Annotated in this window: 19 protein-coding genes, 1 tRNA gene, 2 rRNA genes, 1 other RNA gene and 1 other annotated feature (1 of these 24 only partly in view); of the genes, 4 read left to right on the top strand and 19 right to left on the bottom strand. The window is 50.2% G+C overall.

Annotated elements, in window-relative coordinates:
• Positions 1–425: 425 nt before the first annotated feature.
• From OXB_RS05185 to ffs, 6 genes are all read right to left on the bottom strand, one after another.
• A complete protein-coding gene (locus OXB_RS05185; protein WP_041072441.1) occupies positions 426–689 on the bottom strand; it encodes a pro-sigmaK processing inhibitor BofA family protein in 264 nt (87 codons plus the stop codon).
• Between the two features lie 54 nt (positions 690–743).
• On the bottom strand, positions 744–956 hold the full coding sequence (locus OXB_RS05180; protein WP_041072439.1) for a YaaL family protein: 213 nt from the start codon (positions 954–956) through the stop codon (positions 744–746).
• 12 nt (positions 957–968) lie between these two features.
• Complete coding sequence (recR, locus tag OXB_RS05175; protein WP_041072437.1) at positions 969–1,565, bottom strand: recombination mediator RecR; 597 nt, start codon at positions 1,563–1,565, stop codon at positions 969–971.
• An 11-nt stretch (positions 1,566–1,576) separates the two neighbouring features.
• The gene (locus OXB_RS05170; RefSeq protein WP_041072435.1) at positions 1,577–1,897 is read right to left on the bottom strand and encodes a YbaB/EbfC family nucleoid-associated protein; all 321 of its coding nucleotides are present in this window, start codon (positions 1,895–1,897) and stop codon (positions 1,577–1,579) included.
• Between the two features lie 19 nt (positions 1,898–1,916).
• On the bottom strand, positions 1,917–3,683 hold the full coding sequence (dnaX, locus tag OXB_RS05165) for a DNA polymerase III subunit gamma/tau (protein WP_041072434.1): 1,767 nt from the start codon (positions 3,681–3,683) through the stop codon (positions 1,917–1,919).
• 127 nt (positions 3,684–3,810) lie between these two features.
• Positions 3,811–4,077: signal recognition particle sRNA large type (gene ffs / locus OXB_RS18190), an RNA gene on the bottom strand.
• A 331-nt stretch (positions 4,078–4,408) separates the two neighbouring features.
• Here ffs and OXB_RS05160 point away from each other — a divergent pair.
• Positions 4,409–4,501: transfer RNA gene (locus tag OXB_RS05160), tRNA-Ser, on the top strand.
• A gap of 76 nt (positions 4,502–4,577) precedes the next feature.
• Here OXB_RS05160 and OXB_RS05155 read toward each other — a convergent pair.
• Genes OXB_RS05155 through OXB_RS05140 form a run of 4 tightly spaced genes read right to left on the bottom strand, consistent with a single transcriptional unit; the run spans position 4,578 to position 8,421 of the window.
• A complete protein-coding gene (locus OXB_RS05155; protein WP_041072433.1) occupies positions 4,578–5,123 on the bottom strand; it encodes a hypothetical protein in 546 nt (181 codons plus the stop codon).
• Between the two features lie 54 nt (positions 5,124–5,177).
• The gene (gene thrB, locus OXB_RS05150) at positions 5,178–6,071 is read right to left on the bottom strand and encodes a homoserine kinase (protein WP_041072431.1); all 894 of its coding nucleotides are present in this window, start codon (positions 6,069–6,071) and stop codon (positions 5,178–5,180) included.
• Positions 6,071–7,129 (bottom strand): threonine synthase, encoded by a 1,059-nt coding sequence (thrC, locus tag OXB_RS05145; RefSeq protein ID WP_041072429.1) that lies wholly within the window; start codon positions 7,127–7,129, stop codon positions 6,071–6,073. Before thrC ends, thrB begins: the two co-directional genes overlap by 1 nt.
• On the bottom strand, positions 7,126–8,421 hold the full coding sequence (locus OXB_RS05140) for a homoserine dehydrogenase (protein WP_041072427.1): 1,296 nt from the start codon (positions 8,419–8,421) through the stop codon (positions 7,126–7,128). Before OXB_RS05140 ends, thrC begins: the two co-directional genes overlap by 4 nt.
• 158 nt (positions 8,422–8,579) lie before the next feature.
• On the opposite strand from OXB_RS05140, the gene OXB_RS05135 reads away from it, so the two are divergent.
• On the top strand, positions 8,580–9,947 hold the full coding sequence (locus OXB_RS05135) for an aspartate kinase (RefSeq protein WP_041072425.1): 1,368 nt from the start codon (positions 8,580–8,582) through the stop codon (positions 9,945–9,947).
• A 47-nt stretch (positions 9,948–9,994) separates the two neighbouring features.
• On the opposite strand, the gene OXB_RS05130 is transcribed toward OXB_RS05135, so the two are convergent.
• Both OXB_RS05130 and OXB_RS05125 read right to left on the bottom strand, forming a co-directional pair.
• The gene (locus OXB_RS05130; protein WP_041072423.1) at positions 9,995–10,654 is read right to left on the bottom strand and encodes a deoxynucleoside kinase; all 660 of its coding nucleotides are present in this window, start codon (positions 10,652–10,654) and stop codon (positions 9,995–9,997) included.
• Positions 10,655–10,656: 2 nt separating this feature from the next.
• Entirely contained in the window at positions 10,657–11,289 is a 633-nt protein-coding gene (locus tag OXB_RS05125) for a deoxynucleoside kinase (RefSeq protein ID WP_041072421.1), read from the bottom strand.
• A gap of 122 nt (positions 11,290–11,411) precedes the next feature.
• Between OXB_RS05125 and tadA the strand changes: the two genes are divergently transcribed.
• Entirely contained in the window at positions 11,412–11,912 is a 501-nt protein-coding gene (gene tadA, locus OXB_RS05120; protein WP_041072419.1) for a tRNA adenosine(34) deaminase TadA, read from the top strand.
• 21 nt (positions 11,913–11,933) lie between these two features.
• Here tadA and serS read toward each other — a convergent pair whose 3' ends face one another.
• Positions 11,934–13,208, bottom strand: coding sequence for a serine--tRNA ligase (gene serS, locus OXB_RS05115; RefSeq protein WP_041072417.1), 1,275 nt, complete (start codon positions 13,206–13,208; stop codon positions 11,934–11,936).
• 68 nt (positions 13,209–13,276) lie between these two features.
• Positions 13,277–13,490 (bottom strand) — a binding site (T-box leader).
• A 161-nt stretch (positions 13,491–13,651) separates the two neighbouring features.
• Positions 13,652–14,497, bottom strand: a complete 846-nt coding sequence (pdxS, locus tag OXB_RS05110; protein WP_052483876.1) for a pyridoxal 5'-phosphate synthase lyase subunit PdxS — start codon at positions 14,495–14,497, stop codon at positions 13,652–13,654.
• Positions 14,498–14,599: 102 nt separating this feature from the next.
• Between pdxS and pdxR the strand changes: the two genes are divergently transcribed.
• A complete protein-coding gene (pdxR, locus tag OXB_RS05105; protein ID WP_041072413.1) occupies positions 14,600–16,018 on the top strand; it encodes a MocR-like pyridoxine biosynthesis transcription factor PdxR in 1,419 nt (472 codons plus the stop codon).
• Positions 16,019–16,035: 17 nt separating this feature from the next.
• Here the strand turns inward: pdxR and OXB_RS05100 are convergent, their stop codons facing one another.
• From OXB_RS05100 to OXB_RS05080, 5 genes are all read right to left on the bottom strand, one after another.
• On the bottom strand, positions 16,036–17,379 hold the full coding sequence (locus OXB_RS05100; RefSeq protein ID WP_041072412.1) for a serine hydrolase: 1,344 nt from the start codon (positions 17,377–17,379) through the stop codon (positions 16,036–16,038).
• Between the two features lie 460 nt (positions 17,380–17,839).
• A complete protein-coding gene (gene guaB, locus OXB_RS05095) occupies positions 17,840–19,303 on the bottom strand; it encodes an IMP dehydrogenase (protein ID WP_041072410.1) in 1,464 nt (487 codons plus the stop codon).
• Positions 19,304–19,667: 364 nt separating this feature from the next.
• Positions 19,668–19,934, bottom strand: coding sequence for a hypothetical protein (locus OXB_RS05090; RefSeq protein WP_144399651.1), 267 nt, complete (start codon positions 19,932–19,934; stop codon positions 19,668–19,670).
• Positions 19,935–20,001: 67 nt separating this feature from the next.
• Positions 20,002–20,117, bottom strand: a 5S ribosomal RNA gene (rrf, locus tag OXB_RS05085).
• A gap of 192 nt (positions 20,118–20,309) precedes the next feature.
• Positions 20,310–23,133, bottom strand: a 23S ribosomal RNA gene (locus OXB_RS05080) (it continues 109 nt past the right edge of the window).

Below are 23,133 nucleotides of genomic sequence, written 5' to 3'. Positions count from 1 at the left end.
CTCAACCGCCAGTTAGAGAAACTTGAATAGCTCGAGTTTCTTGCTGGCATCATTTAAGATGTCAATTTTGAATCCGAAGATTCGTTTTGTCCGTTTCACCGACGGGGTCGGCTTCCGGACTTTATTTGTTGACGTTTTGCTGTTCAGTTTTCAAGGTTCATTTCGTTGCTGTTGTGTTTCGCAGCAACTCTTATATCGTATCAAGCTACGTTCGTAATGTCAACAACTTTTTTCAATTTCTTTTTTCGTCGTTGGCGTTTATGTGAAGCGCAACGTTTTCTACTATACTCCGATGTCTTCTACTTTGCAACCCCTAAATTGAAAAAAGTTTAGTTTATTGGTGCAAATAAAGAAAAAACAGCTATACCATGCCGCTTTGGCCGGTAGCTGTTCCTCATTTTCTTTCCTCTAACTTAACTGAAGCTTCATAAGAGAACTGCCAAAGTGCATAGGGATACGAATCCCGGTATTCCTAAAATGGCCAAGATCAGCCCTGATGCAATATTTACAGGTACATAGATGCCGATAAATCCACCTGCAATATTCATGGCGAATAATAGTAGGAAGGCGAATGCGAGCCGGAACCAAAATATCGATAGCCGTTCCGCTCCATTTCGGATCTGCTTTTTATCCAGCATCAATAATAGAAGAAGTGCAACGCCGACCGTTGCAAGAATGATAATATTCACGGGAAACGCCCCTTTCCATAATTGGTCCAGTATATGCGTCCCACTTCATATATATCAGTCTTTGCCAAGTCGGCGTTCTTTAGCTTCTTTAAACAGATAGAAATGTTTGCTCTCTGCTATTTTTCTTTGGGTAATGACTTCTAGATCATAATCATTTATATACCGTTCGATCTCTCTTGCGTTCTCCCATTCTTCCTTCGTTTCCATCATGAGAGAACGGAGCCGCTCATCGAATTCATTTTTCAATTTCCTCTTTCGGCCAAACATCCAAGCCACCCCTTACAGTTCCCGGCGACCTTCCAGTGCCTTTGACAATGTCACTTCATCCGCGTATTCCAGGTCTCCGCCGACCGGCAGACCGTGAGCGATCCGGGTTGTCGTGATACCAGAAGGCTTCACGAGACGGGAAATATACATCGCGGTTGCTTCCCCTTCAATTGTCGGATTGGTCGCCAATATGAGCTCCTGCACTTCTTCATCTTGCAGACGGGTCAATAAGGAAGGAACATTGATGTCTTCCGGGCCGATTCCGTCCATTGGAGAAATGGCTCCATGCAACACGTGATATAGCCCGTTATAATCTCTCATCTTCTCCATCGCAATGACGTCTTTCGGATCTTGGACGACGCAAATCATGGAGTGGTCCCGGCGCGAGTCTTGGCAAATATGGCATGGATCGATATCGGTAATATGCCCGCACACGGAGCAAAAACGTAGATTCCGTTTTGCATCGACAAGTGCTTTCGCAAAATCTAGTACGGTATCTTCTTTCATTCCCAATACAAAAAACGCCAGCCGGCCCGCTGTTTTCGGACCGATGCCTGGCAGCTTCATAAAACTATCAATCAGTTTCGATATCGGTTCTGGATAGTGCATCCTTTTACCTCCTAGAACATTCCAGGAAGGTTCAATCCTTTCGTGAATTGACCCATAGTGGAGTTCGCTAATTCTTCCGCTTTTGTCATTGCTTCGTTGGTAGCGATTACGACCAGATCTTGCAGCATTTCAACATCTTCCGGATCGACAACGGACGGATCGATGATCACTTCCAATACTTCTTTATGGCCTGAGACGATTACTTTGACCATTCCGCCTCCTGCTGTCCCTTCCATACGTTCTTCCCCAAGCTTTTCTTGTGCATCCGCCATTTTCTTTTGCATCTTCTGCATTTGTTTCATCATGCCCTGCATATTGCCCATACCACGCATGTCAATTCCTCCTTAAGTGTTAGTCATCGTAGACTTTAATAAAATCTTCGCCAAAAATTTTAGCTGCTTCCGTTACGACCGGATCGGTGTTTTCTTGTTCCGCCTCTGTCACAAAAGACAGGGTCTCCTCCGCAACCGGTTCTTCCTCGGTGGAAGGTGGACCTTGCTGCTTTCCGAGTCCATTGGTTCGGATGAAATCCTCCCTCACCTTCAGCCAACCTTCTTCCGGGACGTATACCACCTCATAAGGCTTTCCCGTCCGTGAACGAAGCGCTTCGGATAGACCCGTTCGAAGCGAAGGGTTTTCCGAAGCCATCAGGCAATGGATTTCATACTTGAATTTTAGCACAAAAGCACTCTCGGATGCTGCAACCGGTTCTGTTTCTTCGAGAAGGGCCGCGTGCGATTTTTGCATCGTCTGCATCATCCCGGCCCACTCTTGGCGAATGGTCAGGATATCTTGTTTTGTTGCAGCTTTCAGTACTTCATGAATTCTCCCGACCGGAACTTTAAATGATTGTGAAGATTTGGATGCACTCTTCCGCGCTTGGGCAGAACGCTCTTCTGCGCGCGACTGCCCTCCGCCGCCGTTTGCAATCTGTTGACGCAACTCTTGGACAGTCCGTTCCAGCATCTCAACCTTTTCCGCCAGAGCCGGATCGACTTCCGAATGGCTGGTTCCTCCTATTCCGACAGGTTGCTGCCTGACGTGGATCATTTTCAAAAGTGCAGACTCGATGTAAACTTTGGCATGATTGGAAAAGCGCATCTCCTGCTGGGTTTTCGCTAATATGTCGATGAACGCATACAGAACATCCATGTCGAATGTCTGTGCGAGCTCGACGAAACGCGGGTCACCAGCGATTAATTCCAACAAGTCCTTCAGGTCGGGGGCTGTGCGGAGCAGGAGAAGGTCACGGAAGAAGGTAATCAGATCCTCGGCTAACCGACCGACGTCCTTCCCTTCTGCAATCAATGAATCCAATAAGGAAATCGCCGTTCCTGCGTCTCTTTCAAGCAAGGCTTCCGCCAATTGATAGAAAATGTCTTCCCCGATCGAGCCGGTGACAAGAAGGGCGTCTTCCACAGTTACCCGATCACCACTGAAAGAGACGACTTGATCGAGCATGCTGAGCGCATCCCGCATCCCGCCGGAAGCCGCCTGGGCAATCACTTTCAAGGCTCCCTCGTCCGACTCGATTCCCGCGTCGGCCAGCACCGTTTTCATCCGCTCGATGATTTCGACGGATGTAATCGGTTTAAAATCGAAGCGTTGACACCGGGAAATGATGGTCAAAGGAAGTTTATGCGGCTCGGTCGTCGCCAATATGAAAACGACGTGGGACGGCGGTTCTTCCAATGTTTTCAGAAGCGCATTGAACGCCGAATTCGAAAGCATATGCACCTCATCGATGATATACACTTTGAATCGTGCATTGGATGGGGCGAACCGGACTTTCTCAATAATATCCCGCATCTCTTCCACCCGGGAGTTTGAAGCCGCGTCGAATTCGATGACGTCGGTATTGGAGCCATCCGTAATGCTTCGGCAGCTCGGACATTCGTTGCATGGTTCCTTCGCAGGCCCATTTTCACAGTTCAACGCTTTGGCAAAGACCTTTGCTGCACTCGTTTTCCCTGTCCCCCGTGGTCCGGAGAACAGATAGGCGTGGGTTGTCTTATTATGAAGGAGGGCATTCTGAAGTGTCTGCTTCACATGATGCTGCCCGGACATCTCAGTGAATGACTGAGGCCTGTATACACGATAAAAAGCTTGATACACCAACAGTTCCCTCTCCTTTAGACGCATTGCGGTATTAGATTAAGTATAGCATATTGCCTTATGTAAAACCTTTCTGGAAGCAATAAAAAACCCGCCCGCAAAAACGGACGAGTGGATGGATAAATTCAAGCCGTGCACCTTCCTTCGACTGCAGCACATAGGCGTTACTCCTGTCGCCAGCTCGGTCTAGGCGACCCTGCGGCACATGGGAGGATCCACTTAATGCTGCTTCCTTCCGGACCTGACATGGTTCATGGGTTCCCATTGCGCAGGACCCAAACGTCAACACTACGTGCAAGAGGCAGACCCTACAATACATGCAGCCTCGAGAAGGAATTCAGTCTTGCTAGAGCGGATTGCAAGTTACAGGACACCGCTACCTTCCCACCTAGCACGGCATTTTCCAGTATACCGTTTTTTCAACCAAAAAGCAAACGTTTATTTGCCAATCGAACAGCGAAGGGTTCGATTTGCCGTATTTCTGCGTACTCTGCAGAAATTAAGGCACGCTTCTCGAACAGCGAAGGGTTCGATTTATCTTAATTTCTGCGTACTTTGTAGAAATTAAGGCACATTCACAGTTTCGCATAGAGACTGGGCCCGGAGCTGGACGTGGACAACGCCTGATGCAAAGGTTATCCATAGGCCTGGATTTATAATCCGTTAACCAATGAAAAAGGTTATTGACTCCACCGGATAACCATGGTACATTGTTCATTGTCCAACACGGAGGAATACCCAAGCCTGGCTGAAGGGATCGGTCTTGAAAACCGACAGGGGTGTTAAAGCCCGCGGGGGTTCGAATCCCTCTTCCTCCGCCATTTTTACTTTTATACATAACCTTGCAAAACCGTTACGTCTTCGTAGCGGTTTTTTTAATTAGTATTACAGAGCCTATTAACCCGCTTCCAGGAGGTTCCCTTCCTTATCGACTACCTCGAATTCGGCCGGAAACGTGTCCTGCACGCCATCAGGCAACTTCTCGCCAACCATGAAATTCTCCCGATTTGCGACATGTATGACAAATTCGTATGTAGTGCTGCCTAGCGTCTTCACGTTAATATGGTCGATGGTCAGGTTATCATTGCGTCCGAACACAACGCCGTAGAAGCCATCATTCGTTTTGAATTCCCTATATGTGAGCGGCTGTGTTGTGCCGAGACTCATAAATTTCATCTTGCCATTCCATCCTTTTTCAAAATGGGCATAGCCATAGACCCCATCTTCAAATGATACCCGGGCCAGCCAGGAATCCGATTCGCCCAGCTGCATCCAGCCGACCACAGCCGATACGCCCATCCCGCTTTTCTTTGCGTCGAATTCAATCAGAAATTCTTCCGCTGCCTTTTCACTTTTCGGTATGTTGTACGTGCTAAAATAACCGACCGCATATACGCCGAAGCCGATTAACACCACAGCCAAAAACATTACTATTCTTTTCATATGAAACCTCCCTTTCCGAACCGATGACAAAAGAGGCAGCCAAGGCTGCCTCTTTCATTTCACGACCGCGCCATCACTAGACGGCTGCACGGCCAACCCATTATAATACGGGAACTTTCCCATCAATTGATCGGCAATTCTAGCTTCTTCGCCGGATTTCACCGCAATGAAAATCGAAGGGCCCGCCCCGCTGATCGTCATGCCGTAAGCGCCGATTTCCTTGGCGGCCAAACGGATTTCCTCAAAATCGGGAAACAGATGCTTCCGGTACGGCTCATGGAAAATATCCTGTTCCATCATTTTGCCGGCGGTCGCCCAGTCATCCCGAGCAATGGCTGCGGCCATGACGCTGCTGGCTGCGCTTCCTAACGTCGCTTTTGCATGCGGCAGCTGCCCTGGGAGAAGTCCACGGGATTCTTCCGTTCGCAATGCTTCTGGTGGAACTAGTATGACGGCTCCCATTTGCGGTTCCCGTATATGGACGATGTCGATTGAGTCTCCCGCGTAATAGGAAATGGTCACTCCGCCGAGAAGTGCGGCTGATACATTATCCGCATGCCCTTCCATCTCGCTGCCGATTTTCACCTTTTCCATCGGAGTAAGATCCAATCCCGCCAACTGATCCGCAATTTCAATACCTGCCGCAATGGCGGTCGCACTGCTTCCGAGCCCTTTCCCCAAAGGTATATCGGAATGGACGCGCAGACTATGCGTGGAAACCTTCTTATCGTATCGTGCCGCTACTTTTAGGACTGTCTGGACAATCAAATTGTCCGCCCCATTCGGGAGGCTTCCATATTCGTCGCCATCATAGGAGACGCCCCATGCTTCGGATGGCTCCACGTCGACTGTCATATATAAGGCGAGAGCAAGCCCGATGCTGTCGAACCCCGGGCCAAGATTTGCCGTGGTCGCAGGGACGACGACTGAAAAATTGGCCTCCGTCATCAGTTTTTGCCTTCTTTCAACTCACTGAGAATTTGGTCGAACTGTTCACGTGATAGGAACGGCTCGTCCTTGTTCACTTCGATTGCCGTATCCGGATCTTTCAATCCATTCCCTGTCAAGATGGCAACGACAGTCGATCCTTTTTTCACCAAACCGCTCTCGACTTGTTTTTTCAATCCGGCAATCGATGCGCAAGACCCCGGCTCTGCGAATACCCCTTCCTTGGAAGAGATCAAGCGGTATGCTTCCAGGATTTCTTCATCTGTGACGGACAATATGTTGCCCTTCGATTCTGCCAACGCATTTTTCGCCAGCTGCCAACTCGCCGGGTTGCCGATCCGGATTGCCGTTGCAACAGTTTCCGGATTTTCGAATACACGGTCATAGACGATCGGCGCTGCACCATCCGCCTGCACGCCTAGAAGCTCCGGAAGGTCAGTTCCTTTTTTCTCCGCATACTCCTTGAATCCCTTCCAAGCAGCAGAGATGTTCCCAGCATTCCCAACTGGAAGCGCGAAAATGTCCGGCACTTTTCCAAGCTGTTCAATTGTTTCGAAGGCGATCGTTTTTTGTCCTTCCAAACGGTGAGGGTTCACCGAGTTGACAAGAGCGATATCCCCTTCACCCGCTTCGCGCACCATCTGAAGCGCCTCATCGAAATTCCCTTCAATTTGCAGGATTTCCGCGCCGTACATTCTCGCTTGCGCCAGTTTTCCAAGCGCAATGCGCCCTTCCGGAATAACGACAATCGTCCGCATGCCCGCACGTGCCCCGTAGGCTGCAGCCGATGCCGATGTATTTCCGGTAGATGCACAAATAAGGATTTTCTTGCCTTCTTCTTTCGCTTTCGCAACTGCCATGACCATTCCGCGGTCTTTGAAAGAGCCTGTCGGATTCGTCCCTTCCGTTTTCACATATAAATCAATGCCCCATTGTTCGGACAGAGTTTTCATATGAATGAGGGGTGTGTTCCCTTCTTGCAATGTCAACGCCGGTGTATTTTCCGTGACCGGCAACCATTCTTTATACTCTTCGATCAAACCGTTCCATCTTTTCATCGTGATTCCCCCTCCACCCGGTAGTGACTCAATACATGGATCACTTCAGGTGTTTCATTTAATTCATTCATGATATCCAAATGCTGCTGGCGTGAAATCTGATGTGTAATGAAAATCAGATCCGCTTCAACGCCATTGTCCGAATCTTGGATGACTGTGGCCAGGCTAGCCCCGTATCTACTATAGATGGCAGTCAATTTGGTCAGCACGCCCACTTCATCCTTCACGCGGATCCGGTGGAAATAGCGGGCGAACTTTTGATCGTCCGTTTTCACATGGCGTTCATGCTGCGGCGAGTGAGTTCTTCTTCCATTCACTCCCATCAACAGATTGCGGCAAGCGGCCACGATATCTCCTGTAACAGATGTAGCAGTTGGCAGTGAACCGGCGCCCGGTCCGTAGAACATCGTCTCTCCGACAGCTTCTCCATATACATAGACAGCGTTGAACTCATTGTTCACCGACGCCAATGGATGGGAATTCGGCAAAAGGACAGGCTCTACAGCCACTTCAATGCCATCCTCATTCTTTTTGGCGGAACCGGCAAGTTTAACTGTATAGCCGAATTGTTCTGCCAACTCCAGGTCGCCGTCCTGGATTTCCCGCAGGCCGCGGACGAAGACATCATCCAAACGGACTTCGGTAGAGAATGCGAGAGATGCCAAGATGACCATCTTCCGTGCTGCATCGATTCCATCGACGTCAGCAGTCGGATCCGCCTCGGCGAAGCCCAATTCCGTCGCTTCCGCTAACGCATCCTCATAGGACATGTTCTCGTGTTTCATTTTCGTCAGGATGAAGTTCGTCGTACCATTGACGATCCCGGTCAACGCGCTGATCCGATCCGATGCCAATCCATCTTCGAGCGTACGGATCAACGGGATTCCGCCTCCTACACTCGCTTCGAAAAAGAGGTCACATTTATTTTCATCCGCCAGTTGCAAAAGGTCAAGTCCATATTCAGCCATGACGTCTTTATTCGCCGTTACGACGCCCTTGCCGGCATTCAATGATTTTTCAATCGCCTCGCGTGCTTCCGAAGTGCCCCCGATCACTTCCACGATCAAATCTATGGAAGAATCGCCAAGAATCTCATCAAGGTCGGTTGTGAACACGTCCGCCGGAAGATCACAGTCCCTTTCCTTGTTAAGATTCTTTACAAGAACTTTCTTAATGGATACCGGAACACCAAGCTTATGCTGCAAATCTTCTTGGTGGTTGTCCAGAATTTTAGCAACACCGCTGCCGACCACTCCGAACCCTAGTAATCCAATATTAATTTCATTTTTCATTTGACGATTCTCCTATCTATATGTACACTATGAAAAAACACATGTTCATTGCATAAGGACATTATAGTGAAAAACATCAACAAGTACAACCCTGTTTTTGTTATAATCAAATAATACATCCAATGGACAATTTTAAAAAGATAGGATTTGGTGAAAAAATGAAAGTATGTAAATTTGGCGGAACATCGGTTGCAACAGCAGATCAGATCAAGAAAGTGGCGGATATCATCCTATCCGATCCAACGCGTAAAATCGTCGTTGTTTCCGCTCCGGGCAAACGCTCCGATGAGGACACGAAAGTGACGGACCTGCTGATCCGTTTAGCTGAAGCAGCACTAGACGGAAAAGATGCAACGGCACAGCTGGGGGAAGTTGTGGAACGGTATCGCCAAATTGCGGAAGGCCTCGAACTTTCCAATGACATCGTACAAGTCATCGAACATGATTTGAAAGAACGTCTGGAAGGCGATAAAAACGATCCAACCCTCTTTACAGACACATTGAAAGCTGCCGGGGAAGATAACAACGCCAAACTGATCGCCGAGTATTTCTCTTCCATCGGTATTGAAGCTCAATATATCTCGCCAAAAGAAGCCGGCCTCCTCGTCAATCAGCGCCCGGCACGTGTACAGGCCCTGCCGGAAGGTGATGCACAACTGGCGAAACTGAGAGAGCTGCCAGGCATCATCGTATTCCCAGGATTTTTCGGCTTCACGGAAGACGGAACGTTACGAACATTCAATAGAGGAGGGTCGGATATTACAGGCTCGTTGCTGGCAGCTGCCACCGATGCCGAACTCTATGAAAATTTCACGGATGTCGATTCGGTCTTCGCCGCCAACCCGCGTATCGTGGATGAGCCGGCAGCCATCAGTAAAATGACATACCGGGAAATGCGCGAACTGGCGTATGCCGGCTTCTCTGTTTTCCATGATGAAGCGTTGATTCCGGCTTTCCGCCGCTCGATTCCGGTCTGCATTAAAAACACGAATAACCCGAGCGCACCAGGGACATTGATCGTGAAAGAACGCGACCATTCGTCTCAGCCAGTTATCGGAATCGCCGCGGACCATGGTTTCTCCACCTTATTCGTCGATAAATTCCTAATGAACTTGGAAATCGGGTTCGGACGCCGCCTTCTTCAAATCTTGGAAGAGGAAGAGATTCCATACGAGCATACGCCATCCGGCATCGATAACTTATCAGTGATCATTCGCAGCCGCTTCCTGACACCGGGCAAAGAGCAGCGGATTTTGGAACGGGTCAAAGAGGAGCTGAAGCCGGATAAAGTCTTCTTCAATCATGATTACTCCATGATCGTCCTTGTCGGGGAAGGAATGCGCGACACGACAGGTTTGGCTGCACGTGCTGCTGGAGCGATTGCCCGTACCGGTACGAGCATCCAGATGATCAATCAAGGTTCTTCGGAAGTGAGCTTGGTCTTCGGCGTCCTGAAAGAAGACGAAACAATCATCCTGAAAGAGTTGTATAAAGAGTTCTTTTCGAATATCAAAGTCTGTTCTTAATCCAAAAGGTTGTCCTCCAATACATATTTGACGGAGGACAACCTTTTTTATCTTTTGGCATGTTGCAAGACAATGCCAATCCGTTCCACAATCATCTCCACCTCTTCCGGCCTTCTAAGCAAATCATAGTCGCTGACGTCAATCCGCAACACCGGACAAGCGTTGAATGAGTCGATCCAGTCCGCATAGCGCGCATACATCTCCGTCCAATAGGAAATGGGCGTCTCCTGCTCCATCGGCCGTCCCCGTTCCCGGATGCGCTCCAAAATGACATCGGGCGAGCCTTCCAAATAAATGAGGACGTCGGGGTGGGGGAAATACGGGGTCATGACCATCGCTTCGAACAACTCGGTGTAAGTCGAATAATCGACCGGATCCATCGTCCCGTTTTCCATATGCATCTTTGCAAAAATCCCCGTATCTTCGTAGATCGACCGGTCTTGGACAAACCCACCGCCATATTCAAACATCCGTTTCTGCTCCTTGAACCGCTCTGCCAGGAAGTAAATTTGCAAATGGAAGCTCCATTTCTCGAAGTCGTCGTAAAAGCGTTCAAGATACGGATTCTCATTCACCTTTTCAAATGAAGTCCTGAGTCCCAACGCCTCGGCAAGCGCCTGAGCCATCGTCGATTTTCCGACGCCGACTGTGCCCGCCACCGTAATCACCGTATTATGAGGGATATTATATTGATCTCGCAGCTTCATTTCTAAAAAGCTCCTTTATCCAGAACCGCCTGAATCGCCTTCAAGATAGTATCCCGGTCGGTTCGATTGTTTACAAAGTCGGTTGCATCCCCGTCAAACCGCAAGACATGAATGGACGGATGAGCCCGTTCAAACTCATTCATGAAAACCTCATAGTCATCCGCCAGCTGTCTCAAATAGGCGGTATCCATATTTTTTTCGAACTCCCGACCCCGTTTGGCGATCCGTTCCATCAGTTTATCCAAACTGGCATGTAAATAGATGATGATATTCGGAACGGGCATATCCCGTGTTAAAATCATGTAGATCTCTTCATATTTTTGATACTCTGCAGGGGGCAATGTCCGTTTTGCGAAAATCAGATTCTTGAATATATGATAATCGGAGACAACCGGTTGTGGATCGGCAATCATCCCCTGCTTGATGTCGTTCAATTGCTTGTATCGGTTGCAAAGGAAGAACATTTCCGTCTGAAAACTCCATTCCTCCATGTTCTCATAAAATTTACCCAAAAACGGATTTTCGTATACGATTTCCTGTAAAAGCTTGTAATTCCACGTTTCCGCAATCGTCTTGGCGAGCGATGTCTTGCCGACACCGATCGGCCCCTCGACCGCCAGGAAGGGTATTGCCATCAAAAACCCACCTTTCAAATTCCATGTTCCTCATTCTATCATATCCATTGTTTTTTCCACGTGGAACAATTTAGACGTGATTTCGAATTTCCATGCTAAAATAAAATCAAGGAGCGATGAACATGGATGTATTCGAAACGGACCGGTCGTTCATGCGACTGGCAATTAAGGAAGCAAAGAAGGCGGAGGCGCTAGGAGAAGTGCCGATTGGAGCGGTGATTGTCCATGAGGGAAACATCATTGCGCGTGCTCATAACCTACGCGAGACGTCCCAAAATGCCGTCACGCATGCAGAATTATCCGCTATTCAGGAGGCTTGCCAAACACTTGGCAGCTGGCGGTTGGAACAGACAACCCTCTATGTCACATTGGAGCCTTGCCCAATGTGTGCAGGCGCCATTCTGCAATCGAGAGTTCCCCGCGTCGTCTATGGCGCCCGCGATCCGAAAGGAGGCTGTGTCGATTCCTTATACCGGTTGCTGAACGACCCGCGGTTCAACCATGAATGCGAGGTAACCGAAGGCATCCTGGGCGAGGAATGTGGAGACATGCTATCCGCCTTTTTCAGGGCCATCCGGGAAAGAAAAAAGAGAGAAAAAAAGGCTGCGTCCGAAATCGAATGATCCGGATGCAGCCTTTACATATTATCGGATAACTTCCTTGCCGCCCATGTACGGACGAAGGACTTCCGGAATGATGACGGAGCCGTCTTCCTGTTGGTAATTCTCTAAAATGGCAGCTACCGTCCGGCCGATCGCCAGACCGCTTCCATTCAACGTATGAACGTATTCAGGCTTCGCTCCCGCTTCACGACGGAATCGGATGTGAGCCCGGCGCGCTTGGAAATCTTCGAAATTGGAACAAGAAGAGATTTCACGGTAGGTGTTCTGCGTCGGAATCCATACTTCGATATCATACTTCTTGGCAGCCGTGAAGCCGAGGTCCGCTGTGCACATTTTCAGGACGCGATACGGCAAGTTCAGCAATTGAAGCACTTTCTCCGCATGGCCTGTCAGTTTTTCAAGTTCATCATACGACTCTTCCGGCTTAACAAAGCGGACGAGTTCCACTTTGTTAAACTGATGCTGGCGAATCAAACCGCGTGTATCACGGCCTGCAGATCCCGCTTCAGAACGGAAATTGGTGCTGTATGCAGCAAATGCTGCCGGTAGCTGAGATCCATCCAAAATCTCATCTCGATAGAAGTTGGTCACAGGCACTTCAGAAGTCGGGATCAGGAAGTAATCCTCTTCCTCGACCAGGAAAGCATCCTCTTCAAATTTCGGCAGCTGGCCTGTCCCGGTCAAGCTCGTCCGGTTTACTAAGTAAGGCGGCAGCATCTCTTCATAGCCATGCTCCTCAATATGAAGATCCAGCATGAAATTGATCAATGCCCGCTCCAGCCGCGCGCCAAGACCGCGATAAAAGACGAACCGGCTGCCTGTCACTTTCGCCGCGCGCTCAAAGTCCAACAGATTCAGATCGGTGCCGATTTCCCAATGCGGTTTCGGCTCGAAAGAGAATTCCGGTTGTGCCCCCCAAGTCCGCACTTCGACGTTGTCATCTTCGCTATCGCCGACGGGGACGCTTTCATGAGGTATGTTCGGAATGCGCATCATGACGTAGTTCAGCTCTTCTTCTACCTGATTCAATTCTTCGTCCAACTTTTTGATGTCATCGCCGACTTCACGCATCCGCGCAATGACGTCGTCCGCATTTTCCTTATTGCGTTTCATCGTGGCCACTTGTTGCGATACTTCATTGCGTTCCGCCTTCAGCACTTCCACTTTGGCGATCAATTCACGCCGTTTTTCATCGAGACCTCCGAATTTATCGAAATCCGTGAGATCTTCCCCGCGTTTCGACAGCTTTTCTTTCACACCATCGAAATCAGCCCGGATTTTTTTGATATCTAACATGGACAATTCCTCCCACAATATGGACGATCATGGAAAAGTGCAACAAAAAAAGCCCGTCATCCCCCCGGAAAAGGGACGAGAGCTACCCGCGTTGCCACCCAAATTGATTGGACTCCATCCAATCCGCTTCATTGAAATAACGGTTCAAATACCGGCACGGGCCTACTCCTCTTCAGCCCGGCTACTCAGGGACGGATTCACAATTCCCTCTATCGGCTCGCACCACCCGCCGACTCTCTTGAAAAGGGTTGCCTTGCTACTACTCCCCATCATCGTCACATGTTTGAAATTATCCTTACTGTACTACATGGACACAGTTTTAGCAAGATTGGACCGTGTTTTCCCAAAAAGAAAGATGACTGCGGCTGCTCTCCGAAGTCATCTTCTTTCCGCCACGATAAGGATCTGCAACGGCCTGGTTGATCGCCTTTGCCTGAATTCGTTTATCGACCGCGTTCCGACATGCGCTCCTCCTGTAAGAGCGTGCCGATTTCCAAGCCTTTCATCGGATTGCCGATATCTTTGGAAAGCTCGCCGATCAATGCGTAGTCCTTGAAATTTTGTGTCGCTTGCACGATGGCACGCGCAAACTTTTCAGGATTGTCCGATTTGAAGATCCCCGAGCCGACGAATACGCCATCCGCTCCGAGTTCCATCATGAGAGCTGCGTCTGCAGGAGTGGCGACGCCGCCTGCTGCATAATTGGTGACTGGCAGTCGGCCGTGTTCCTTGATGGCCAACAGGACGTCATACGGAGCCCCTAGATCACGCGCCTCGGTCATAAGTTCCTCTTCGTTCATATGGACGATTTTATTCACTTGGGCATTTACTTTACGTAGATGGCGAACCGCCTCCACGATATTGCCGGTACCCGGCTCCCCTTTCGTCCGGAGCATCTTCGCCCCTTCGCCCAGCCGGCGCGCCGCTTCTCCAAGGTCCCGCGCTCCACAGACGAACGGTACAGAGAATGCGCTTTTCAGCAGATGAAACTCTTCATCCGCGGGAGTGAGCACTTCACTTTCGTCTATGTAGTCCACTCCCAGTGCTTCCAGGACGCGAGCTTCGGAAATATGGCCGATGCGCGCCTTTGCCATGACCGGAATCGACACCGCATTTTTCACTTCCTCGATGATGCGTGGGTCGGCCATCCGTGCCACGCCGCCCGCCTTGCGGATATCCGAAGGGACGCGTTCCAATGCCATGACCGCAATCGCTCCTGATGCTTCCGCCACTTTCGCCTGTTCTGCATTAATGACGTCCATGATGACGCCGCCATATTGAAAATTCATATGTATCTTCCCCCTTTTCCTATTGTTCAGTATAATGGAATATGACCTTATTGAAATGCCCAGTTTAATTAAAAATAAAGTGGTCAGATAGGAAGATTGTTTATGGAGATGTTATTCATTCAACTTGATAAATCATTGGAAGTGCCGTTATATGAGCAAATTTATAATCAAATCCAGCAGGATATTACGGAAGGGAAGCTGCCCGTCGGCATGAAGCTGCCATCCAAACGGCAGCTCGGGGAGTTCCTCAATGTCAGTCAGACGACGATTGAACTTGCCTATGGACAGCTGGCGGCGGAAGGATTCATATCCTCCAAGCCGCGGAAAGGGTATTTCGTCCAGGCGATTGAGGAATTGGCCTATGTCCAGCCGGCCAAGTTGAAATATCGTCCTGCATCAAAGGAACAAGAGGAGGTATCGATAGATTTTTCACCAGGGAAAATCGATACCGGGTCGTTCCCGTTCACGCAGTGGAGGAAGTACGCGAGGGATATAATCGACAATTCATCCGAGCATCTGCTCTTGCTCGGGCATCCGCACGGAGATATCGAACTGCGCAGGGAAATTGCCCGTTATTTGTATCATTCGCGCGGCGTTGAATGTACGCCCGACCAGATTATCGTCGGTTCCGGAACCGAACAGCTCATGCCGCTCGTCATCCGGATTCTCGGGGAAGACGCGGCTTATGCCATCGAAGACCCCGGCTATCCGTTGACCCACCACGTGTTCATCCATAACAACCGGGAAGCCATTCCGATAGCGGTGGATGAAGAAGGGATGGATGTACGGGCTCTTCAACGGTCGGAAGCGACTATTGCCTACGTGACCCCTTCCCACCAGTTCCCGACCGGCACGGTCCTTTCTGCGTCCCGCAGGACAGCCCTGTTGAACTGGGCCGCCTCCCGGGAAGAGAACTTCATCATTGAAGACGATTATGACAGCGAATTCCGGTACACCGGCCGGCCCATTCCTTCGCTCCATGGCATGGACAAAGGAGGCAACGTCATTTATTTGAGTACCTTTTCCAAATCGCTCATGCCATCATTGCGGATTGCCTACATGGTCTTGCCCCCTTCTTTGCTCCATCGCTATGAAGAGGCGTTCATCCATTACTCTTCGACGGTGCCACGGCTGGATCAGCATCTGCTCTCGCGTTTCATGGCCGATGGATACTTTTCCCGCCATTTAAACCGGATGCGTAAAATCTATCGGAGGAAATTGCAGGCGCTGACGGATGCCCTTCTTCCTTATGCGCCTAAAGTGACGTATTCCGGTGATGAGGCCGGTATGCATATCATCATCACCATCCATACCAACTCGTCAGAAAAAGCTTTGACGGAAATCGCCAGTCAAGCGGGGATACGTGTCTACGGCTTGAATGGCTATCGCAAACTGCCTGTGGACGGCCCTCCGCAGTTCCTACTCGGATTCGGAGGCTTGGCCCTGGATGGAATCGAAACAGCCGTAGAGAAGCTCATGGACGCTTGGAGAATTGAAAAAAGCGATGGTCTCCTCGATTGAGGAACCATCGCTTAAATTCAGTTGAATAGACCTTTCACAAAACCGGTCGCACTTTTCCAAACACCCGCAAAGAAGTCGCCGATGGCACTCATCATCAAGGAGAACCAACCAGCCTTTTCCACTGTGTCCGTGACAACGACTTCCGATCCCGGATTATCGGAATCGATGTAGCCGTAGTCGGTCCCCTCGGTTTTCACGAGCTTAGCGTGGCCGACAACGGTGTCTTTTTTGACGGGCGCCTGTAAAGTGCCATCTTTCAATTTGGATTCATCGAGCACCAGCTCGGGTGCGTACAGGTCTTTTTCGCTTGTTTTGACGAGCATGCGAATCGGTTCTTTCACGGCAATGGATGCCGTTTTCTCTTTCCCTTTTATAACGTCCACCGTTTTTTGATCTTTAAATTGATAACCGGCTGGAATGAACTCCACTTCGGAAAATTGGGAGAACCCGTAATCGAATAACGCGCGCGCCGCGTTGAAGCGTGCTTTATACGAACCTTCTCCTTTCGCATCAACCGCATTCATGACGACTGCGATGACCCGCTTGCCGTCGCGTTGAGCCGTCCCCGTGAAGCAATACCCAGCAAAATCAGTCGTCCCTGTCTTCAAGCCATCGACGCCTTCGTACTGATATACGAAGCCCGGCAGCATGAAGTTCCAGTTGTCCATCTTGATTTCATCCGTTGTGCCTTCACGGAACATTTTAGTCTTAACAGACGTTGTTTCCAGCACTTCGGGATAGTCTTTTAACAATCGGTATGCCAATTTAGCAACCGACTTGGCCGGCATGACATTCTCATCTTCCGGGCCTGTCCCTTGCGGGTGCATTCCATGCAGATCGGCATTATTCAAGCCCGTCGAATTGACGAATTTGTAATCTTCCAAGCCCAGTTCCTGTGCCTTGGCATCCATCATTTTGATGAATTCCGTTTCGGTTCCAGCAATGGTTTCGGCAATCGCAATGGTTGCGGCATTTGCCGAATAGATGGCCAACGCTTCGTAAAGTTCCCGGATTGTATACGTCCCATCCCGACGGAGCGGGACATTGCTGAGCGCGCGATCCTGCGAAACGGCATATGTATACTCATTGACCTTGTATTCCTGATCCCATGAAATAGCGCCTTCTTCGATTGCTTCAAACAGAAGGTATTCCGTCATCATTTTTGTCATACTGGCAATGCCAAGTGGAGTATCCGCATTTTCTTCGTACAAAATCTTTCCACTTTCTGCGTCGATCAGTATGGCTCCATCCACGTGGATGCCCAGCGTCGATTCGGCATGTGCCGGAGCCGAGCCAAGCGACATCAACAGCAAGAGCGGCACTAGTAGTACGGCCACCCATTTCTTCATTTCCCGTTTCACTCTGTCTACCTCCATTATGGCTATTCCCCAAAAATCAGTTTACCATATCCCCGCCATTCCAGGGGGACCAAAATAAAACCAATTACGAATCGAACAGCGAAGGGTTCGATTTGCCGTATTTCTGCGTACTATGCAGAAATTAAGGCACCTCTTTCGAACAGCGAAGGGTTCGATTTGCCGTATTTCTGTGCACTTTGCAGAAATTAAGGCACTCCTATCGAACAGCGAAGGGTTCGATTTGCCGTATTTCTGCTAACTTTGCAGGAAACAAGGCTCTCCTAGCGCAACCCCTCCGATTTTCCTTGCCGGCCTTCGACGCGCATTGCTGGAAAACTATCGTCTTCATCCCCCTCCCTTTGTTGGGGAGAATTTCTGCTGCTGAATAAAGACAAAAACACCTTTCCGCTCATATAGACGCAGGAAAGGTGCTGAAGTTCCTTAAACTGTTGCATGGTTATTCTCACAAGGAGTAGTTCGGTGCTTCTTTCGTAATTTGGACTTGGTGCGGATGGCTTTCGCGCAAGCCGGCGCCCGTCATCCGGATAAACTGTGAATTTTCACGAAGAGCTTCCAAATCCCCTGTTCCACAATACCCCATACCGGAACGGACACCGCCGACCAGTTGATGGACCGTATCCGCCAAAGGCCCCTTATACGGCATCCGGCCTTCAATTCCCTCCGGAACCAATTTTTTTGCATCGTCCTGGAAATAACGATCCTTCGAACCGCGTTCCATTGCAGCGACCGAGCCCATGCCCCGGTACACTTTGAAGCGGCGACCTTGGAAGATTTCCGTATCTCCAGGGCTCTCGGTTGTGCCAGCCAACAAACTGCCAAGCATGACGGCATGTCCACCTGCAGCAAGTGCTTTCACGATATCGCCGGAGTATTTGATCCCGCCATCCGCGATGATCGTCTTGCCTTGTTTGCGTGCCTCTGTCGCACATTCATAAACCGCTGTGATTTGCGGAACACCAACGCCGGCAACCACACGAGTTGTACAGATTGAACCTGGTCCGATTCCGACTTTGACCACGTCCGCCCCCGCTTCATACAAAGCGCGTGCCCCTTCTGCTGTTGCGATATTACCCGCAATAATATCAAGCTCCGGATAGCTCTCCCGAATTTGGGCAACCGTATCGAGAACCCCTTTGGAATGACCGTGGGCCGTATCGATGACGATAGCATCCACTTCCGCCTCGACAAGCTTCTTCACCCGTACCATCGTGTCAGAAGTGACACCTACCGCTGCCCCGACGAGAAGACGACCTTGTTTATCTTTCGCAGCGTTCGGGAATTCAATCACTTTTTCAATATCCTTGATTGTAATCAATCCAGTCAGGATGCCGTTCTCATCTACAATTGGGAGTTTTTCAATTTTATACTTTTGCAAGATCTTTTCTGCATCTTCCAGTGTCGTTCCGACAGGAGCTGTCACTAGGTTTTCCTTCGTCATCACATCACTGATTTGCATGGAATAATCTTGGATGAATCGAAGATCACGGTTTGTTAAAATACCGACGAATTTCTTCTCTTCCATTGAATTAACAATCGGGACGCCGGAAATGCGATATTTCCCCATTAAATGTTCAGCATCGAACACTTGATGTTCTGGCGTGAGGAAAAAAGGATTGGTAATGACACCGTTCTCTGAACGTTTCACCGTGACGACTTGCTCAGCTTGCTCCTCAATGCTCATGTTCTTGTGGATGATCCCAAGGCCTCCTTGACGAGCCATAGCGATCGCCATTTTGAATTCCGTTACGGTATCCATGCCCGCGCTAATCATCGGAATGCCTAACTTGATCTTCTCCGTAAGTTTGACGGAAAGTGAAACGTCTTTAGGTAGAACATCCGATGCCCCCGGTACCAATAACACATCATCGAACGTTAGTCCTTCACGCGCAAATTTTGTTTCCCACATTTCCACGATTCCTCCCGTTGAATTTATTATTTACAGTTGAATATTATTAAAAGGGTATCAGCGAGCGAGAAAGCTGTCAAGGTAGCGTCGAGAAGAAAAAGTATTCCTATTATTCGCTGAATATTATTTGCAAAGTGGTGAGGAGGAATTATTCATCACTATTCTTTTGGCCTACGGGAAGATGTGGGATTGGAAACAAGTTTGGTGGATTAACATTGGATGGTGGAAGCTTTAATAGGAATTAAGTAGACATGGTGAGGATCCATGCTTTTGGCAACGCCCATGCCTGGCAGTGTATGCTCATGAATCAGGGTTTCGCTCTCATAACTGCTAGTAAGTTGAAGGGATTGGACAGCTGCCGATATTACTGGGCAAGCGCTGATATCTTGGACGGAAATGCTGATATCTTGGAACGACCGCTGATAATCTCCAGGCAGCGCTGATTTTTCTGGACAACCGCTGATAACTCCTCTAGAGTGCTGATATCTCCGACCAACTGCTGATAATAAGCTCCCGGAAGTGCTAATTTTCCGTAGAGCATTGCTGGGACCCCCGACAGCGTGATATCCCTGAACAACCCTCCCTGAATCACCGCCGATCTCTCCTCGACGAGGCGGATGCAATACATCACATCCACTTGCCACCTGCCCGAAAAAAAGGCAATAAAAAAAGCCATCCCCATTGGGAATGACCTGTCCGCCCGGCGACGTCCTACTCTCACAGGGGGAAGCCCCCGACTACCATCGGCGCTGAAGAGCTTAACTTCCGTGTTCGGTATGGGAACGGGTGTGACCTCTTCGCCATCGTCACCAGACTCTTGAGCTTGTTCGCTCAAAACCGGATAAAACCAACATTGTCTGCCACAAGCCATGCAACCTTTGTATTGTCCAGCCTCGGCGGCCAGACTCTCGGGTCATAAGCCATTCCGGCGGTGCGGCAAAAAGCGCCGCTTCGCCAGCCTGTCTTATGCCTGTCGAGTCCAGGCAGGCCGCCTCGGCATTTCATATAGGTCAAGTCCTCGATCGATTAGTATCCGTCAGCTCCATGCGTCGCCGCACTTCCACCCCGGACCTATCCACCTCATCTTCTTTGAGGGATCTTACTTACGAATGTAAAGGGAAATCTCATCTCGAGGGGGGCTTCATGCTTAGATGCTTTCAGCATTTATCCCGTCCACACATAGCTACCCAGCGATGCCTTTGGCAAGACAACTGGTACACCAGCGGTGTGTCCATCCCGGTCCTCTCGTACTAAGGACAGCTCCTCTCAAATTTCCTGCGCCCGCGACGGATAGGGACCGAACTGTCTCACGACGTTCTGAACCCAGCTCGCGTACCGCTTTAATGGGCGAACAGCCCAACCCTTGGGACCGACTACAGCCCCAGGATGCGATGAGCCGACATCGAGGTGCCAAACCTCCCCGTCGATGTGGACTCTTGGGGGAGATAAGCCTGTTATCCCCGGGGTAGCTTTTATCCGTTGAGCGATGGCCCTTCCATGCGGAACCACCGGATCACTAAGCCCGTCTTTCGACCCTGCTCGACTTGTAGGTCTCGCAGTCAAGCTCCCTTATGCCTTTGCACTCTGCGAATGATGTCCAACCATTCTGAGGGAACCTTTGGGCGCCTCCGTTACACTTTAGGAGGCGACCGCCCCAGTCAAACTGCCCGCCTGACACTGTCTCCTGCCCGGATCACGGGCATGGGTTAGAAGTCCAATACAGCCAGGGTAGTATCCCACCAATGCCTCCACCGAAGCTGGCGCTCCGGCTTCCAAGGCTCCTACCTATCCTGTACAGGCTGCACCGGAATTCAATATCAGGTTACAGTAAAGCTCCACGGGGTCTTTCCGTCCTGTCGCGGGTAATGCGCATCTTCACGCATATTATAATTTCACCGAGTCTCTCGTTGAGACAGTGCCCAGATCGTTACGCCTTTCGTGCGGGTCGGAACTTACCCGACAAGGAATTTCGCTACCTTAGGACCGTTATAGTTACGGCCGCCGTTTACTGGGGCTTCAATTCGAAGCTTCGCTTGCGCTGACCTCTCCTCTTAACCTTCCAGCACCGGGCAGGCGTCAGCCCCTATACGTCACCTTACGGTTTTGCAGAGACCTGTGTTTTTGCTAAACAGTCGCCTGGGCCTATTCACTGCGGCTCTCTCGGGCTATTCACCCTACCAGAGCACCCCTTCTCCCGAAGTTACGGGGTCATTTTGCCGAGTTCCTTAACGAGAGTTCTCTCGATCACCTTAGGATTCTCTCCTCGCCTACCTGTGTCGGTTTGCGGTACGGGCACCTCCCGCCTCGCTAGAGGCTTTTCTTGGCAGTGTGAAATCAGGGACTCCGGGGAACAATTCCCCTCGCGGTCACAGCTCAATGTTACAGGAACGGGATTTGCCTCGTTCCACACCTCACTGCTTCGACGCGCATGACCAACAGCGCGCTCACCCTATCCTACTGCGTCCCCCCATTGCTGATAGCGGCGGGGGGGGGGGACAGGAATATCAAACTGTTGTCCATCGTCTACGCCTTTCGGCCTCGACTTAGGTCCCGACTGACCCTGAGCGGACGAGCCTTCCTCAGGAAACCTTAGGCATTCGGTGGAAGGGATTCTCACCCTTCTTTCGCTACTCATACCGGCATTCTCACTTCCAAGCGCTCCACCAGTCCTTCCGGTCTGGCTTCGACGCCCTTGGAACGCTCTCCTACCACTGACACCAACGGTGTCAATCCACAGTTTCGGTGATCCGTTTAGCCCCGGTACATTTTCGGCGCAGCGCCACTCGACCAGTGAGCTATTACGCACTCTTTAAATGGTGGCTGCTTCTAAGCCAACATCCTGGTTGTCTGGGCAACGCCACATCCTTTTCCACTTAACGGATACTTGGGGACCTTAACTGGTGGTCTGGGCTGTTTCCCTCTCGACTACGGATCTTATCACCCGCAGTCTGACTCCCAAACCTAAATCATCGGCATTCGGAGTTTGTCTGAATTCGGTAACCCGGGATGGGCCCCTAGTCCAAACAGTGCTCTACCTCCGAGATTCGTTGTTTGAGGCTAGCCCTAAAGCTATTTCGGAGAGAACCAGCTATCTCCAGGTTCGATTGGAATTTCACCGCTACCCACACCTCATCCCCGCACTTTTCAACGTACGTGGGTTCGGGCCTCCAGTAAGTGTTACCTTACCTTCACCCTGGACATGGGTAGATCACCTGGTTTCGGGTCTACGACCCCATACTCATTCGCCCTGTTCAGACTCGCTTTCGCTGCGGCTCCGCCTTCTCGGCTTAACCTTGCATGGAATCGTAACTCGCCGGTTCATTCTACAAAAGGCACGCCATCACCCCTTAACGGGCTCTGACAACTTGTAGGCACACGGTTTCAGGATCTGTTTCACTCCCCTTCCGGGGTGCTTTTCACCTTTCCCTCACGGTACTGGTTCACTATCGGTCACTAGGGAGTATTTAGCCTTGGGAGATGGTCCTCCCGGATTCCGACGGAATTTCACGTGTTCCGCCGTACTCAGGATCCACTCTGGAGGGGATGGACTTTCGGCTACGGGGCTATTACCCGCTGCGGCGGACCTTTCCAGATCGCTTCGCCTAACCCATCCCTTTGTAACTCCGTATAGAGTGTCCTACAACCCCAGGAAGCAAGCTTCCTGGTTTGGGCTCTTCCCGTTTCGCTCGCCGCTACTCAGGGAATCGAATTTTCTTTCTCTTCCTCCGGATACTTAGATGTTTCAGTTCTCCGGGTCTGCCTCATGTACGCTATGTATTCACGTACATGTACTGCCCCATTACGGGCAGTGGGTTTCCCCATTCGGAAAT

Origin of the sequence: Bacillus sp. OxB-1, from assembly GCF_000829195.1 — a bacterium.
In the GTDB taxonomy this organism is placed as follows: domain Bacteria; phylum Bacillota; class Bacilli; order Bacillales_A; family Planococcaceae; genus Sporosarcina.
This window is presented reverse-complemented; position numbering and strand designations above follow the sequence as displayed.

Coding starts and splice junctions, on each gene's coding strand:
- pdxR (WP_041072413.1), top strand. CDS start 14,600: ATGGAGATGTTATTCATTCAACTTGATAAATCATTGGAAGTGCCGTTA.
- thrB (WP_041072431.1), bottom strand. CDS start 6,071: ATGACGGAGGCCAATTTTTCAGTCGTCGTCCCTGCGACCACGGCAAAT.
- pdxS (WP_052483876.1), bottom strand. CDS start 14,497: ATGAATTTTCAATATGGCGGCGTCATCATGGACGTCATTAATGCAGAA.
- thrC (WP_041072429.1), bottom strand. CDS start 7,129: ATGAAAAGATGGAACGGTTTGATCGAAGAGTATAAAGAATGGTTGCCG.
- OXB_RS05170 (WP_041072435.1), bottom strand. CDS start 1,897: ATGCGTGGTATGGGCAATATGCAGGGCATGATGAAACAAATGCAGAAG.
- OXB_RS05180 (WP_041072439.1), bottom strand. CDS start 956: ATGTTTGGCCGAAAGAGGAAATTGAAAAATGAATTCGATGAGCGGCTC.
- guaB (WP_041072410.1), bottom strand. CDS start 19,303: ATGTGGGAAACAAAATTTGCGCGTGAAGGACTAACGTTCGATGATGTG.
- recR (WP_041072437.1), bottom strand. CDS start 1,565: ATGCACTATCCAGAACCGATATCGAAACTGATTGATAGTTTTATGAAG.
- OXB_RS05135 (WP_041072425.1), top strand. CDS start 8,580: ATGAAAGTATGTAAATTTGGCGGAACATCGGTTGCAACAGCAGATCAG.
- OXB_RS05140 (WP_041072427.1), bottom strand. CDS start 8,421: ATGAAAAATGAAATTAATATTGGATTACTAGGGTTCGGAGTGGTCGGC.
- serS (WP_041072417.1), bottom strand. CDS start 13,208: ATGTTAGATATCAAAAAAATCCGGGCTGATTTCGATGGTGTGAAAGAA.
- OXB_RS05130 (WP_041072423.1), bottom strand. CDS start 10,654: ATGAAGCTGCGAGATCAATATAATATCCCTCATAATACGGTGATTACG.
- OXB_RS05125 (WP_041072421.1), bottom strand. CDS start 11,289: ATGGCAATACCCTTCCTGGCGGTCGAGGGGCCGATCGGTGTCGGCAAG.
- tadA (WP_041072419.1), top strand. CDS start 11,412: ATGGATGTATTCGAAACGGACCGGTCGTTCATGCGACTGGCAATTAAG.
- OXB_RS05155 (WP_041072433.1), bottom strand. CDS start 5,123: ATGAAAAGAATAGTAATGTTTTTGGCTGTGGTGTTAATCGGCTTCGGC.